Consider the following 13,581-nt stretch of genomic DNA (forward strand, 5'->3'; position numbering starts at 1 on the left):
TCGGCCATGCGGACAACCGCTCTACTGCCGCGCCGGAAAATTACGCTAAGATGGAACCCTGCTCTTCATCGGGCATCTCATGTGCCTGGTGTCTCTATCGCGCTTATCTCATACCTTCTAGATGGACAGCTTTCCCGCCTCGCATCGCCTGCTCGGCGCGCTCGGCAAGCTGACGGCCTGTGTCGCGGGCCTGTCGCTCACGTTTGCCGCGCCCGCGTTCGCCGACTTGCTCGATCAACGCGCCGAACTCATCAACAAGTACGTCAACGAAATGCATGCCGATCCGCTCGTCGCGGACTGCGCCGCGCACGGCAACTTCATCGCCGGCACGTCAAGCGCCTTCGACCATGTCGAATTTCCGCCGAACGCGTTCGACAGCGGCAACGCATCGATCACGCCCTGGAACGATTCGTTCGACGAAGGCAAGCAGCGCGTGAAGGTCGACAACATCGTGACCGTCGAGGGCCTCGGCGTGCGCAGCAGCGGCGGCGAGCCGGAGCACCTGAAGTTCCGCTGCGGCTACGTCGGCACGCAGATGCTCGCGTTCAGCTGGAACGATCCCGTGCCGCCCGCGAAGCCGCGCGTCGAGCGCGCGACGTCGTCGAAGAAAAAGCTTCGCGCGCACTCGGGCAAAGGCAAGATCAAGGCGAAAGCCACGGGCAAGAGCGGCAAACGGTCGGCGTCGACGAAGAAGTCCGGCGCGACGAAGAAAACCGTGAAGAAGCGGTCGACGCGAAAGTCGTGAAGCCTCCGATCGGAGGTCGGGCCGCGCGACCGCACGGACGCCCCCACGGACGACCGCACGGCCGATAGAGGCGTCTGGCGCCGCGTCGCGCTCGGCCGCCATCGGCCCGACAAAAAAGCCGGAGTGCGGCGTCGCGCTCCGGCTTTTTCATGCGCGCCCGAATCCGCTCGAACGCGCGCCCCTCACACGCGCAAGCGCGCGCTCAGGCGAACGTCTGCACGTGCTCGAGAATCGCGCCCAGCATCGCCGCACCGAGCGACGCGCTGCGCGCGCCGTTCCAGCCGACGTGCTCGTCGGGCAGGTTCACATTGTCCTTGAACGGCATCTCGAGCGTGAGCGACAGGCAGCCGAACCGATGGCCGATGTACTTCGACGCGAGCTTGAGCGCATCTTCCTTGTACTTGCCGGGCGGATAGCCGTGCTCGTCCTGGAAATCGGGGCTCGCGCGCTTGAACGCGCCGATGAACGCGCACTGCTCGACACGCTGCTGCTCGGTGAAGCCCGGCAGCATCTCCGAGCCGGCCGCGAACACGTACGGCAGATCTTCGTCGCCGTGGATATCGAAGAAGAGATCGCAGCCGATCGCATGAATCGCGTCGCGCACGACGAGCACCTCGGGGCTGCGCTCGGCGTCGGGCTCCATCCATTCGCGATTCAGGTTCGCGCCCGCGGCGTTCGTGCGCAGGTTGCCGCGCACGCTGCCGTCCGGATTCATGTTCGACACGATGTAGAACGTCGCGCGATCGGAGAGCTTGCGCGCGACCGGATCGCCCGACCAGTCGCCCCAGCCGACAAGCCGCTTCACGAGCCCTTCGACGAACCATTCCGCCATCGATTCGCCCGGATGCTGGCGCGCGATGATCCACACCTTCTTCTTCGCGACGCCCGCTTCGTCGGGCGTGCCGAGCACGACGAGCGACATCGGCCGCCCTTCGACGGTGCGGCCCAGCTCGACGACGTTCGCGTGCGGCATCTGCTGAACCGCGCCGAGAAATTCCGAATGCCGCTCTTCGCTGTACGGCTCGAAGTACGCGTAATAGACGCTGTCGAAATCGGGCGTATGGTCGATCGTCAGCACCTGGCCGTCAAACGAAGTCGGCACGCGAAACCAGTTGACCCGGTCGTAGCTCGCGACCGCGCGATAGTTGCGCCAGCCGGCCGGATACGCGCACGCGTCCGCGTTCTCGAACGTCATCACGCAGCGCTCGCCGCGCGCGCCCGTCAGGCGGAAATAGAACCACTGCGCGAACTCGGCGCGATTGTCGCCGCGCACGCGCAGCCGGATCGCATCCGCGCGCTCGCACGACAGGACATCGATCGCGCCCGCGTCGAAATTGCTCGTGATCGAGAGAGTCATGGCATCTCCTGGTTGCGGCGGCCGCGCCGGGCCGCCGGATGTGCGTCGCGGCCAGCTTGCCCGGCCGCCGAGAATTCAAGCGCCGACGCGCCGGCGAAACACGTAGGTGTCGTCGTTCGACGCGGCTTCGTCGAACGCATAGCCTTCCGACGCGAAATCCTTCAGCGCGTCGGGCGCGCCGATCCGCCCTTCGACGATGTAGCGCGCCATCAGCCCGCGCGCGCGCTTCGCGTGGAAGCTGATGATCTTGTAGCGGCCGTCCTTCCAGTCCTCGAACACCGGCGTGACGACGCGCGCATCGAGCAGCTTCGGCCTCACCGACTTGAAGTACTCGGCCGACGCGCAATTGACGAGCACGCGCGACGCGCCGTCGCGCGACTTCAGCTCGGCGTTCAGCGCCTGCGTGATCCGCCCGCCCCAGAACGCGTACAGATCCTTGCCGCGCGCGTTCGCGAAGCGCGTGCCCATTTCGAGCCGGTACGGCTGCAGCAGGTCGAGCGGCCGCAACAGCCCGTAGAGCCCCGACAGCACACGCACGTGCCGCTGCGCGTAGTCGAGATCGTCGGCCGACAGCGAGCGCGCGTCGAAGCCTTCGTAGACGTCGCCGTTGAACGCGAGCACCGCCTGCTTCGCGTTAGCGGGCGTCGACGTGCGCGACCACTCCGCGTAGCGCTGGAAATTCAGGCGCGCGAGCGGATCGGAAATGCTCATCAGCGTCCCGATCTGCTGCGGCGACAGGCGGCGCAGCTCGCCGATCAGCTCGGCCGCGTCGTCGGCGAACTGGGGCAGCGTGTGGGTGCGAACGTGAGGCGGGGTTTCGTAGTCGAGCGATTTCGCCGGGGAGAGAACGATTATCATAGGGGCTCGCCGGCACGCCGTGCCGCGCAATCAGACGAAAACCACCGATTGTAACGAATGCCCAGCCCCGACGCTTCCCGCGCCGGTCGTCGCGTGGTGCTCGATTCGAATGTCTGGATCGACATCCTCGTGTTCGACGACCCCGCCGCCCGCCCGATCCGCGATGCCCTTGAAACGGGCGCCATCACGGCGCTCATCGACGTCCGCTGCCTGGTCGAGCTCGAACGCGTGCTCGACTACCCGCAGTTCAAGGCGCGCGCGGTCGACAAGGCGGCCGCGCTCGCGGCGCTCGCGCGCCTGTCGGAGCGCGTCGCGGGGCCCGATCGCGGCGAATCGCGCGAATCGCGCGGGTCAGCCGCGACGAACGCCGACGGCGCGTCGGCGGCCGCATCGCCCGCGCACGCGCCCGATGCCGGGAATGCGCCGGGCGGACCGGACGGCCGGCACGCGCCGGACGCGCAAACGGGCCGCGCGAGCGCGCCGCCGTCAGGCGACGCGGCGGCGGCATCGCCCGCCGAAGACGCGCCGCCGCGCCCGCTGCCGAAGTGCAAGGATCGCGACGACCAGAAATTCCTCGAACTCGCCTACGCGGCGCGCGCCGACTGGCTCATATCGAAGGACCGCGCGCTTCTGAAGCTCGCACGCCGCACCGAGCGCGATTTCGGATTCCGGATCGCGCAGCCCGCGCCGTTCGCGGCCAGCGCGCTCGCAGCCGACGCATCCGAGCCGGCATGAGCGACGCGCCGCCCCGACACTTTTCGCGCAAGCCACGATGAACGCACCGCACGACATGCCTACTACGCCCACTCTCCTCTCCCGCCTGCCCGACGTCGGCACGACGATCTTCACGGTCATGAGCGCGCTCGCCGCCGAAAAAGGCGCGGTCAACCTCGGCCAGGGCTTCCCCGATTTCGATTGCGATCCGCGCATCGTCGACGCGGTCGCGCGCGCGATGCGCGACGGCCACAACCAGTATCCGCCGATGGCGGGCGTCGCGCCGCTGCGCGAGGCGATCGCGGACAAGATCGAGCGGCTCTACGGCCGCCGCTACGACGCCGCGACCGAAATCACCGTGACGGCGGGCGCGACGCAGGCGCTCCTGACCGCGATCCTTTGCGCCGTGCATCCGGGCGACGAAGTGATCGTGGTCGAGCCGACCTACGACAGCTATCTGCCGTCGATCGCGCTCGCGGGCGCGACGCCCGTGTTCGTCACGCTCGACGCGCCCGACTATGCGATTCCGTTCGACAAGCTCGCCGCGGCGATCACGCCGAAGACGCGCGCGATCCTGATCAACACGCCGCACAATCCGACGGGCACCGTGTGGCGCGAAGCGGACATGCGCGCGCTCGAGGACATCGTGCGCGGCACCAATCTGCTGATCGTGTCCGACGAGGTCTACGAGCACATGGTCTACGACGGCGCGCGACACGAAAGCGTCGCCCGCCATCCGGAGCTCGCGGCGCGCAGCATCGTCGTGTCGAGCTTCGGCAAGACGTTCCACGTGACGGGCTGGAAGATCGGCTACGTCGCCGCGCCCGCGCCGCTGATGGCCGAGTTCCGCAAGGTGCACCAGTTCAACGTGTTCACGGTGAACACGCCGATGCAGTTCGGCATCGCCGAATACCTGCGCGACCCCGAGCCGTACCTGACGCTGCCCGCGTTCTATCAGAAAAAACGCGACTTCTTCCGGGCCGGGCTCGCGAACACGCGCTTCAAGTTGCTGCCGTGCGCGGGCACGTATTTCCAGTGCGTCGATTATTCGGCGATCAGCGATTTGCCCGAGGCGGAATTCGCGAAATGGCTGACAGCCGAGATCGGCGTCGCCGCGATTCCGGTGTCGGCGTTCTATCACGAGCCGCACGAATCGGGCGTCGTGCGCTTTTGCTTCGCGAAGCGCGAGGCAACGCTCGCGACCGCGCTCGAACGGCTCGCACGCTTGTAAGTCACGACGATCCGGCGCGTGCGCGACTTTCGCGCGCGTCGCCGCAATCGTCCGTGCTCCGCGCGCGCTCGAGCGGCCCAACGGCTCGCGCCGCCGCGCGCGACGCGGCAAGGACACGCGACGCGCGCGACGGCGAACCGCCTTCGCGCGTCGCGCCCGCATCACGCCAGCATCACGCCCGTCGTCGCGTCAGCTATCCTTCGCGAGCCCCGCGATGAACGCCTTGCGCTCTTCGCTCACGCGCTTCGCGGCCGGCCGCTCCTCCTCGATGCGCTTCACGTACGACTTCCAGTCGATCCCCGCGTCGGCGACGAAATCGCGGCCGTAGACAGCCTTCGTCGCGAGCGCGACGACCGGCAAATGGATGAACGCGGCGATATCGGCGATGCAGAACGCGTCGCCGAGCACAGGCGAGAATTTCGCGAGCCGCTTGAAACCGTCCAGCGCGCGCGGCATGCGCTTCTCGACGTGCGCCTTCGTGCCGTCGCTCACCTGGCCGCCGAAGAACGCCTGCGGAAACAGCTCGCGCACGTTCCATTCGAGATACAGCTCGAGCACGGCCGTGATCTCGCGCGCCTTCGCCGCCGCGAACGGATCGGCCGGAAAGATGCGCTTGTCGGGATGGATCGCGGCGAGGTATTCGACGATCGCCTGCGATTCGCTGATCGCGCCGTGCTCGGTGAGCAGATACGGCACCTTGCCGAGCGGCGTGTCGACGAACAGCGCGGGATCATCGATCGGCAGCTTGACGAGCGTTTCGTCGAACGAAATGTCGTGCTCGAGCAGTACGAACTTGACCTTGTTGTAATAGTTGGACAACGGTAAGCCACAGAGCCGCAGCATCGAAGTCTCCTTCTTCATGGGAAAAGGGCCGCGCGCGATGTATCCCGCGCGTCGGTCGGCGTGACGCCGAAAAGCACGTTCATGCTAGTCTAAAGCAACTTCGAAACGCGCCGCGCGTTTCGAGCGCCGCTTCAAAACATGCCGGCCAAGCCGGCCGGGACGATGTCCGCCCGCGCGGCGCATCGCGCCCGACGCCTGTCGCATTCAAGGAGACTCACCGCATGAGCGCAGAACTGCTCGCGTCGCGCCCGCCGGAAAGCGAATCGACGCTCGTCCTCACGCTGTCCAACCCCGGCGCGCGCAACGCGCTTCACCCCGACATGTACGCGGCCGGCCTCGAGGCGCTCAATACCGCCGAGCGCGATCCGTCGATCCGCGCGGTCGTGCTGACCGGCGCGGACCGCTTTTTCTGCGCGGGCGGCAACCTGAACCGGCTGCTCGACAATCGCGCGAAGGAGCCCGCCGTGCAGGCGGCGAGCATCGATCTGCTCGGCGAATGGGTCACCGCGATCAACACGGTGACGAAGCCCGTGATCGCCGCCGTGGAGGGCGCGGCGGCCGGCGCGGGCTTCTCGCTCGCGCTCGCGTGCGATCTCCTCGTCGCCGCCGACGACGCGAAGTTCGTGATGTCGTACGCACGCGTCGCGCTCACGCCCGACGGCGGGGGCTCGTGGTTCCTCGCGCGCGCGCTGCCCCGCGCGCTCGCGGCCGAGATCCTGTTCGAGGGCAAGCCGGCCGCCGCAACGCGGCTGCATGCGCTCGGCGTCGTGAACCGCCTGACGAAGCCGGGCGCCGCGCGCGACGAGGCGATCGCGTGGGCCGACGAGCTCGGCAGGATGTCGCCGAACGCGCTCGCGCGGATCAAATCGCTGATCGCCGACGCGCAGACGCAGCCGCTCGCCGCGCATCTCGCCGCCGAGCGCGATCACTTCGTCGCGTCGCTGCACCATGCGGACGCACTCGAAGGCATCACCGCGTTCCTCGACAAGCGCGCTCCTATCTACAAACGCTAACGTCCACCCATGCCCTATCAATTGCCGAAGCGCCGCCGCATCTATCTGATGCGCCACGGCGACGTCACCTATTTCGATGCGAGCGGCCGCCCGTTCGACCAGGACGCCGTGCCGCTCAACGAGCGCGGCCGCATGCAGGCGCGCGCCGCCGGGCGCGTGTTCGCCGAGCAGAACGTGCGTTTCGACCGCGTGATCACGAGCGGCCTGCCGCGCACGATCGAGACCGCGCAGCGCGTGCTCGCCGAGGCCGGCCAGCAGCTCGACATCGATATCGAGCCCGCGTGGCGAGAGATCCGCGGCGGCTTTCTCGCCGACATCCCGCCCGAGGAACAGGAAGCCGCGTTCCTGCGCGTGCTCGACGGCATCGTCGCCGAGCACACGCGCTTTCTCGGCGGCGAGACGATCGGCGAGCTGATCGACCGCGTGCTGCCGCCGCTCGCCGCACTGCGCGCGAATCCGTCGTGGGACACGGTGCTGCTCGTGCTGCACGGCGGCGTGAATTGCGCGCTGCTCTCGCATGCGACGGTGCCCGGGCATCGGCTCTTCATCGGCACGCTGTCACAGTCGGCGGGCTGCATCAACGCGCTCGACGTCGGCGAGCGCGACGACGACTGGGTCGTGCGGCTCGTCAACTATTCGCCGCCCGAGGCGCTGCACCGCGACATGCGCAACACGACGATGGAAGTGCTGTACCACCAGTTCTTGCAGAGCACGCGCGAGTAGGCGCGTCGAACGGCCCCGGAGGAGACGATGGCAGCCGAGCACGATCCGCAGTCCAAGCCGACCGATTACGCCGCATTCGAAGGCACGCGCCCTGTCGGCGACGCGCAGCGCTTCGACGCCGACGCGCTCGCCGCGTGGCTCGCGAAGCACGTCGACGGCTTCGCCGGCCCGCTTTCCGTCGAGCAGTTCAAGGGCGGCCAGTCGAATCCGACGTTCAAGCTCGTCACGCCCGCGCGCAGCTACGTGCTGCGCGCGAAACCCGCGCCCGCGGCGAAGCTGCTGCCGTCCGCGCACGCGATCGAGCGCGAGTATCGGGTAATGGCCGCGCTCGCGGGCACGGACGTGCCCGTCGCGCGGATGCTCGCGCTTTGCGACGACGAAAGCGTGATCGGCCGCGCGTTCTACGTGATGGCGTTCGTCGACGGCCGCGTGCTGTGGGACCCGTCGCTGCCCGGCATGACGCCCGCCGAGCGCGGCCGCCATTACGACGAAATGAACCGCGTGATCGCCGCGCTGCATTCGATCGATCCGCACACGGTCGGGCTCGCCGACTACGGCAAGGCCGGCAACTATCTCGCGCGCCAGATCGCGCGCTGGAGCAAGCAGTACCTCGCGTCGGAGACCGAGCCGATCGACGCGATGCACCGGCTGATCGACTGGCTGCCGCGGCATCTGCGCCCGGAAGCCGAAACCGACGCGCGCGTGTCGATCGTGCACGGCGACTATCGGCTCGACAACCTGATCTTCGATCCGCACGCGCCGCGCGTGCTCGCCGTGCTCGACTGGGAACTGTCGACGCTCGGCGATCCGCTCGCCGATTTCGCGTATCACTGCATGGCGTGGCACGTCGCGCCGGAGAGTTTTCGCGGCATCGCGGGGCTCGATCTGCCGGCGCTCGGGATTCCCGACGAAACGCATTACGTCGCGCGTTACTGCGAGCGCACGGGCCTCACGATTCCCGAGAACTGGAACTTCTATCTCGCATACAACATGTTCCGGATCGCGGCGATCCTGCAAGGCATCATGAAGCGCGTCGTCGACGGCACCGCATCGAGCGCGCAGGCGCTCGATGCCGGCCGGCGCGCGCGGCCGATGGCCGAGCTTGCGTGGCGCTACGCGCAGCGCACGCGTTAGCGGCGCGCCCTTCCCTCACCGAACCGACCGACCAGCGAGGCAGCCATGCATTTCGATTACTCCCCGAAAGTCGACGCGCTGCGCGCGCGGCTCAACGCGTTCTTCGACGAGCACATCTTTCCGAACGAGCGCGCGTTCCACGAAGAGATCGCGCGCAACCGGCGCGCCGGCAACGCATGGCAGCCGGTGGAGCTGATCGAGACGCTGAAGCCGAAGGCGCGCGCGGCGGGCTTGTGGAACCTGTTCCTCCCCGCTTCGACGCGCGGCGCGGGTCTCACGAATCTCGAGTACGCGCCGCTTTGCGAAATCATGGGCCGTGTGCCGTGGGCGCCCGAAGTCTTCAACTGCAACGCGCCCGACACCGGCAACATGGAGACGCTCGAGCGTTACGGCACCGACGCGCACAAGGCGGCGTGGCTCGAGCCGCTCCTCGACGGCGCGATCCGCTCGGCGTTCCTGATGACGGAGCCCGAAGTCGCGTCGTCGGATGCGACGAACATCCGGACCCGCATCGAGCGCGACGGCGGCGACTACGTGATCAACGGTCACAAGTGGTGGTCGTCGGGCGCGGGCGATCCGCGCTGCAAGCTCTATATCGTGATGGGCAAGACGGACCCCGACGCGCCCCGCCACGCGCAGCAATCGATGATCCTCGTGCCGTCGGAGGCGCCCGGCGTCACCGTGCATCGGCCGCTCAACGTGTTCGGCTACGACGACGCGCCGCACGGCCACATGGAGATCACGCTCGAGAACGTGCGCGTGCCGGCGTCGAACCTGCTGCTCGGCGAAGGACGCGGCTTCGAGATCGCGCAGGGCCGGCTCGGGCCGGGCCGCATCCATCACTGCATGCGGCTCATCGGGCTCGCGGAGCGCGCGCTCGAGCTGATGTGCCGGCGTGCGTCGGAGCGGATCGCGTTCGGCAAGCCGGTCGCCGCGCAGACGGTCACGCAGGAGCGGATCGCCGAAGCGCGCTGCATGATCGAACAGGCGCGGCTCCTCACGCTGAAGACCGCGTACATGATGGACACCGTCGGCAACAAGGGCGCGCGCGGCGAGATCGCGATGATCAAGGTGGTTGCGCCGAACATGGCGTGCCAGGTGATCGACTGGGCGATCCAGGCGCACGGCGGCGGCGGCGTCAGCGACGACTTCCCGCTTGCGTATGCGTACGCGTCGGCCCGCACGCTGCGTTTCGCGGACGGGCCGGACGAGGTCCATCGCAACGCGATCGCGAAGCTCGAGCTCGCACGTCACGCGCCGCCGCCCGCCTGAGGCGGGCTTCGCGCCGCGAAGCGAACACCCGGCGGGCCATGCGCGCGGCCGCCCCGCCACCGTCCCTCGACGCCGCCGCGACGCGCCGCGTCCACTCCGGCTCCCGCGCCGACGCAACGCGCGGCCCCACACGTCCGTCGCGGAAAGAACCGCGATGCGCCACCGCGAATGGGCGGCAATCCACGCGCGGACCGAAGCCGCTAAGCGCCGGCCCCTCGCACGCCCGATGCGACGGCGCCCGCCTTCGCCGCGGACGACGTCGGCGCCTGCCGCAAGTACTCGCGCACCTGCGGCAGGCGCGCGACGTTCGCTCCGGTGATCGTCAAGCCGTCCGTCGCCGAGCACCCTGCCGGCGACGCGAGTGCGGCGCCGTCGAGCGTATTCGCCACGCACACGATCTGGCCCGCCGCGCAGCCCGGCGCCTGCTGCAACGCGATCGGCGTGTCGCCGATCGACGCGAGCGCATTGCGCGACACGCGCAACTGGCAGACGTTGCCGAGCGCTCGTATGCCGGCGTACTGGACTCGGGAAATCCGGTTGTCGGTCACGGACACGCCCGTCGCCTTGCCCGACCAGGTGTTGACGTCGATCGCGGCCATGTAGGCCGGCGAGCGCGTGTTGTTCGGATCGGGCAATTCGATCTCCGACACCGTGTTGTTCGACACGATGACGTTGCGCGCATCGTAGGTGTTCCAGCCGTCCTCCTGCCCCACGAGGATTCCGGCGGCCTTCTGCACGTTCTGCACCGTGTTGCCGGTGATCGTCACGTCCGCTCCGCCGACCACGGTCGCGCCGCGCCCCCAGTAGTTGCCGAGCAGCTTGTTGTTCTGGATCAGCACGTTGCTGCTGAGCTTGCCGTCCGCCTGGTAGCTGACGACCGCGACCATGTCGTCGCCGGTGTTGCGCACCGTGTTGTCGCGCACCAGCACGTTGCGCGAACCGTACGTGGCGTGGATGCCGTCGGCCAGCGTGTCCTGGACGGTGTTGCCGACAATGGCGACGTCCGCGCCGCCGAACACGAAAATGCCCGCGCTCGCGCCGCCGCGCACCGTGACGTCGAGCACCTGAACGCCCGCGCCCGTCACGTCCACCTTCGCCGATTCCGGCGTCGACAGCCGCGTCGCACCCGTGCCGACCAGCGTGACGCCGACGAGCGTCGAATTCTGGCCGCGCATCTCGATGGTCTGGTCGGCGTCGTTCGTCGCGACGAGCGTCGCGCCGTAGCCGGACACCACGACCTGCGTGTTCCTCACGATCAGCGAACGCCCGACGGCGTACTGCCCCGGCGCGAGCACGAGGCGCTGGCCGGTCTGCAACGCATCGAGCGCCCGTTGCAGCGCGTCGGCCTGGTCGCCGCCATTGCCCGCCGGATAGACGGTGACGTCGGCGGGCGCGGCCCATGCCCGCGCCGTGCCGCCGGCGGCGAGCGCCCACGCGGCGGCGAATACGGCGAGAACTCGCTGTGATCGGTTCATCATCGTCCCCTTCCTGATCGTTGTAAGGGCACGATATGTTTTCGAAAGGTCGCATGTCCGTGCGTCAAACCACACTCGCCTGCGCCGCGCGAACCCCGCTCAGAAATAATGCAGCGTGATGAACTCGGCCGCGCAGGCCGGCACCGGCTCGCCGCCCAGCTCGACCTCCACCGACACCGCCCAGACCGCCTGCACGCCGCCCTGCTTCGCCGGCCCCGTCTCCTTCAGCGCGAAGAGCGCACGCACGCGCGAGCCGACCGGCACCGGCTTCAGGAAGCGCACGCGATTCAGGCCGTAGTTCACGCCCATCCGCTGCTCGAAGCGCAGCGTGTCCGTCATCAGCGCCGGAATCAGCGACAGCGTAAGGAAGCCGTGCGCGATCGGGCCGCCGAACGGCGACTCGCGCGCGGCGCGCTCGGGATCGACGTGGATCCACTGATGATCGTCCGTCGCGGCGGCGAACCGGTCGACGCGCGCCTGGCCGACGTCGATCCAGCCGCTCGCGAGCGGCGCCCCGCCGACCCGCGCGCGCAGCGCATCGGCCGACGCGACGAGCGGCGGATCGCTCGCGCCCGCCGTCATGCGCCCCCCTGCGGCGAACGCAACCCGAAGATCACCTTCGAGCGCACGGTGATGACGGTCTCGCCCGCTTCGTTGACGCCCTCCCATTCGGTCGTCACGATCCCGCGATCCGGCCGGCTCGCGGACAGCCGCTTGTCGAGGACCTTGCTGTACATCGTGATCGTGTCGCCCGCGCGCACCGGCTTGATCCAGCGGATCTCCTCGATGCCGGGCGAGCCCATGCTCGTCGAGCCCTGCAGCACGTTGCGCACGAGCATGCCCATGAACACCGAGCACGTGTGCCAGCCGCTCGCGACGAGCCCGCCGAACATCGACGCCTTCGCCGCTTCCGAGTCGACGTGAAAAGGTTGCGGATCGTACGCCTGAGCGAACGTGACGATCTCGTCGTCCGTGAATCGATGCTTGCCGACTTCAGTGCTGCCGCCGACTTCCAGGTCTTCGTAACTGATACCCATCGAGCTTCTCCGTGAAATGAAACGGGCGGGGGGCGCCGCCCGCTCAGGCATCCTGCAGCGCCGCGAAATCCGGCAGCGACGCAAAGCGTGCGAGGTGATGATCGACGTCGCCGAGCGTCGTTTCGATGATCGACAGGCGCTTGAACAGATGCGCGGCCGCGACTTCATCGGTGACGCCCATCCCGCCGTGCAGTTGCACTGCCTGCTGGCCGACGAAGCGCGCGGCCTGGCCGACGCGGACCTTCGCCGCCGACACCGCCTTGCGGCGCGCGTTCGCATCGTCGCTCGCGTAGCGCACCGCCGCGAGATACGTGAGCGAGCGCGCCTGCTCGGCGTGGATCAGCATGTCGACCATCCGGTGCTGCAGCGCCTGGAAGCGCGCGATCGGCACGCCGAACTGCTGGCGCGTCTTCGTATAGTCGAGCGTCGCGCGGTTGAGCGCGTCGAGCGCGCCGATCGCTTCGCCGCACAACAGCACGATCCCGTAATCCGCGATCCGCTCGAGTGCGGCCGCGTCGCGCTCGCCGCCCGCGAGCGCGCGCGCGGGCGTGTTCGACAGGCGGATCGTCGCCGCGCGCTGGCCGTCGATCGTCCGGTAGTCGACGACGTCCGCGCCCGCCGCGCCGCGTGCGATGGCGAACAGACCGATCGCGCCGTTCGGCAGCCGCGCGGGCGCGATCAGCACGTCCGCCTGCGCGCCGTGCCGGACGACCGACTTGACGCCGCTCAGCACGAATGCTTCGCCGTCGGGCCGCGCGGTCGTCTCGATCGCGAACAGATCATGGCGCGCGTGCGGCTCGTGGAACGCGACCGCGAGCTTCGCGTCGCCCTGCGCGACACGCTCGAGGAGCGCGGCGTCCTCGCCGCCGCCCGAGCCCGCGACGCGCACCGCCTCGATCCCGACCGCCGTCGCCCAATAGGGCTCGACGACGAGCGCGCGCCCGAGCTCCTGCGTCGCGACGAGCATGTCGACGGCGCCGCCGCCGAAGCCGCCGTGCGCTTCGGGCACGGGCAGCGCGGTAAGGCCGAGCTCGGCGAACGCGCGCCACTGGTCGGCGGATACGCCCGCGTCCGAATGGACGATCGCGCGCCGCGCGTCGAAGCCGTAGCGCTCGTCGAGATACCGGCGCAGCGCGTCCGCGAATTGCTGTTGTTCTTCGCTGAAGGTGAAGTTCATGG

14 protein-coding genes are annotated in these 13,581 nt (G+C 68.8%); 7 read left to right on the forward strand and 7 right to left on the reverse strand.

What is annotated here, in order from left to right; genetic code table 11:
• The first annotated feature begins 121 nt into the window (after positions 1 to 121).
• On the forward strand, positions 122 to 745 hold the full coding sequence (locus tag WT60_RS13860; protein WP_038747201.1) for a hypothetical protein: 624 nt from the start codon (positions 122 to 124) through the stop codon (positions 743 to 745).
• A 202-nt stretch (positions 746 to 947) separates the two neighbouring features.
• Here WT60_RS13860 and WT60_RS13865 read toward each other — a convergent pair whose 3' ends face one another.
• A complete protein-coding gene (locus WT60_RS13865) occupies positions 948 to 2,102 on the reverse strand; it encodes a M14-type cytosolic carboxypeptidase (RefSeq protein WP_060355252.1) in 1,155 nt (384 codons plus the stop codon).
• 75 nt (positions 2,103 to 2,177) lie between these two features.
• A complete protein-coding gene (gene yaaA, locus WT60_RS13870; protein WP_059574600.1) occupies positions 2,178 to 2,960 on the reverse strand; it encodes a peroxide stress protein YaaA in 783 nt (260 codons plus the stop codon).
• 57 nt (positions 2,961 to 3,017) lie between these two features.
• On the opposite strand from yaaA, the gene WT60_RS13875 reads away from it, so the two are divergent.
• Together WT60_RS13875 and WT60_RS13880 are read left to right on the forward strand one after the other, a co-directional pair.
• On the forward strand, positions 3,018 to 3,695 hold the full coding sequence (locus WT60_RS13875) for a PIN domain-containing protein (RefSeq protein ID WP_060821963.1): 678 nt from the start codon (positions 3,018 to 3,020) through the stop codon (positions 3,693 to 3,695).
• Between the two features lie 37 nt (positions 3,696 to 3,732).
• Complete coding sequence (locus tag WT60_RS13880; protein WP_059669562.1) at positions 3,733 to 4,905, forward strand: pyridoxal phosphate-dependent aminotransferase; 1,173 nt, start codon at positions 3,733 to 3,735, stop codon at positions 4,903 to 4,905.
• 189 nt (positions 4,906 to 5,094) lie between these two features.
• On the opposite strand, the gene WT60_RS13885 is transcribed toward WT60_RS13880, so the two are convergent.
• Positions 5,095 to 5,748 carry a glutathione S-transferase gene (locus WT60_RS13885; protein WP_060355264.1) on the reverse strand — a complete coding sequence of 218 codons (654 nt, stop codon included), beginning with the start codon at positions 5,746 to 5,748 and terminating at the stop codon, positions 5,095 to 5,097.
• 221 nt (positions 5,749 to 5,969) lie between these two features.
• On the opposite strand from WT60_RS13885, the gene WT60_RS13890 reads away from it, so the two are divergent.
• Genes WT60_RS13890 through WT60_RS13905 form a run of 4 tightly spaced genes read left to right on the forward strand, consistent with a single transcriptional unit; the run spans position 5,970 to position 9,890 of the window.
• Positions 5,970 to 6,761: an enoyl-CoA hydratase gene (locus tag WT60_RS13890; RefSeq protein WP_038747368.1), complete on the forward strand. Its 792-nt coding sequence runs from the start codon at positions 5,970 to 5,972 to the stop codon at positions 6,759 to 6,761.
• Positions 6,762 to 6,770: 9 nt separating this feature from the next.
• Entirely contained in the window at positions 6,771 to 7,484 is a 714-nt protein-coding gene (locus WT60_RS13895; protein ID WP_038747216.1) for a histidine phosphatase family protein, read from the forward strand.
• A 27-nt stretch (positions 7,485 to 7,511) separates the two neighbouring features.
• On the forward strand, positions 7,512 to 8,618 hold the full coding sequence (locus WT60_RS13900; RefSeq protein ID WP_038747218.1) for a phosphotransferase: 1,107 nt from the start codon (positions 7,512 to 7,514) through the stop codon (positions 8,616 to 8,618).
• A 45-nt stretch (positions 8,619 to 8,663) separates the two neighbouring features.
• Positions 8,664 to 9,890, forward strand: a complete 1,227-nt coding sequence (locus WT60_RS13905; protein ID WP_038747221.1) for an acyl-CoA dehydrogenase family protein — start codon at positions 8,664 to 8,666, stop codon at positions 9,888 to 9,890.
• A gap of 200 nt (positions 9,891 to 10,090) precedes the next feature.
• Here the strand turns inward: WT60_RS13905 and WT60_RS13910 are convergent, their stop codons facing one another.
• From WT60_RS13910 to WT60_RS13925, 4 genes are all read right to left on the reverse strand, one after another.
• Positions 10,091 to 11,368, reverse strand: coding sequence for a right-handed parallel beta-helix repeat-containing protein (locus WT60_RS13910; RefSeq protein WP_060355253.1), 1,278 nt, complete (start codon positions 11,366 to 11,368; stop codon positions 10,091 to 10,093).
• Between the two features lie 96 nt (positions 11,369 to 11,464).
• Positions 11,465 to 11,947, reverse strand: a complete 483-nt coding sequence (locus WT60_RS13915; RefSeq protein WP_059574612.1) for a MaoC family dehydratase — start codon at positions 11,945 to 11,947, stop codon at positions 11,465 to 11,467.
• On the reverse strand, positions 11,944 to 12,402 hold the full coding sequence (locus tag WT60_RS13920) for a MaoC family dehydratase (RefSeq protein WP_038747227.1): 459 nt from the start codon (positions 12,400 to 12,402) through the stop codon (positions 11,944 to 11,946). The genes WT60_RS13915 and WT60_RS13920 overlap by 4 nt, the downstream gene beginning before the upstream one ends.
• Before the next feature lie 43 nt (positions 12,403 to 12,445).
• Positions 12,446 to 13,579: an acyl-CoA dehydrogenase gene (locus WT60_RS13925; RefSeq protein WP_038747229.1), complete on the reverse strand. Its 1,134-nt coding sequence runs from the start codon at positions 13,577 to 13,579 to the stop codon at positions 12,446 to 12,448.
• Between the last annotated feature and the right edge of the window lie 2 nt (positions 13,580 to 13,581).

The organism is Burkholderia sp. MSMB617WGS, from assembly GCF_001532025.2.
GTDB classification, from domain to species: Bacteria; Pseudomonadota; Gammaproteobacteria; order Burkholderiales; family Burkholderiaceae; genus Burkholderia; species Burkholderia savannae.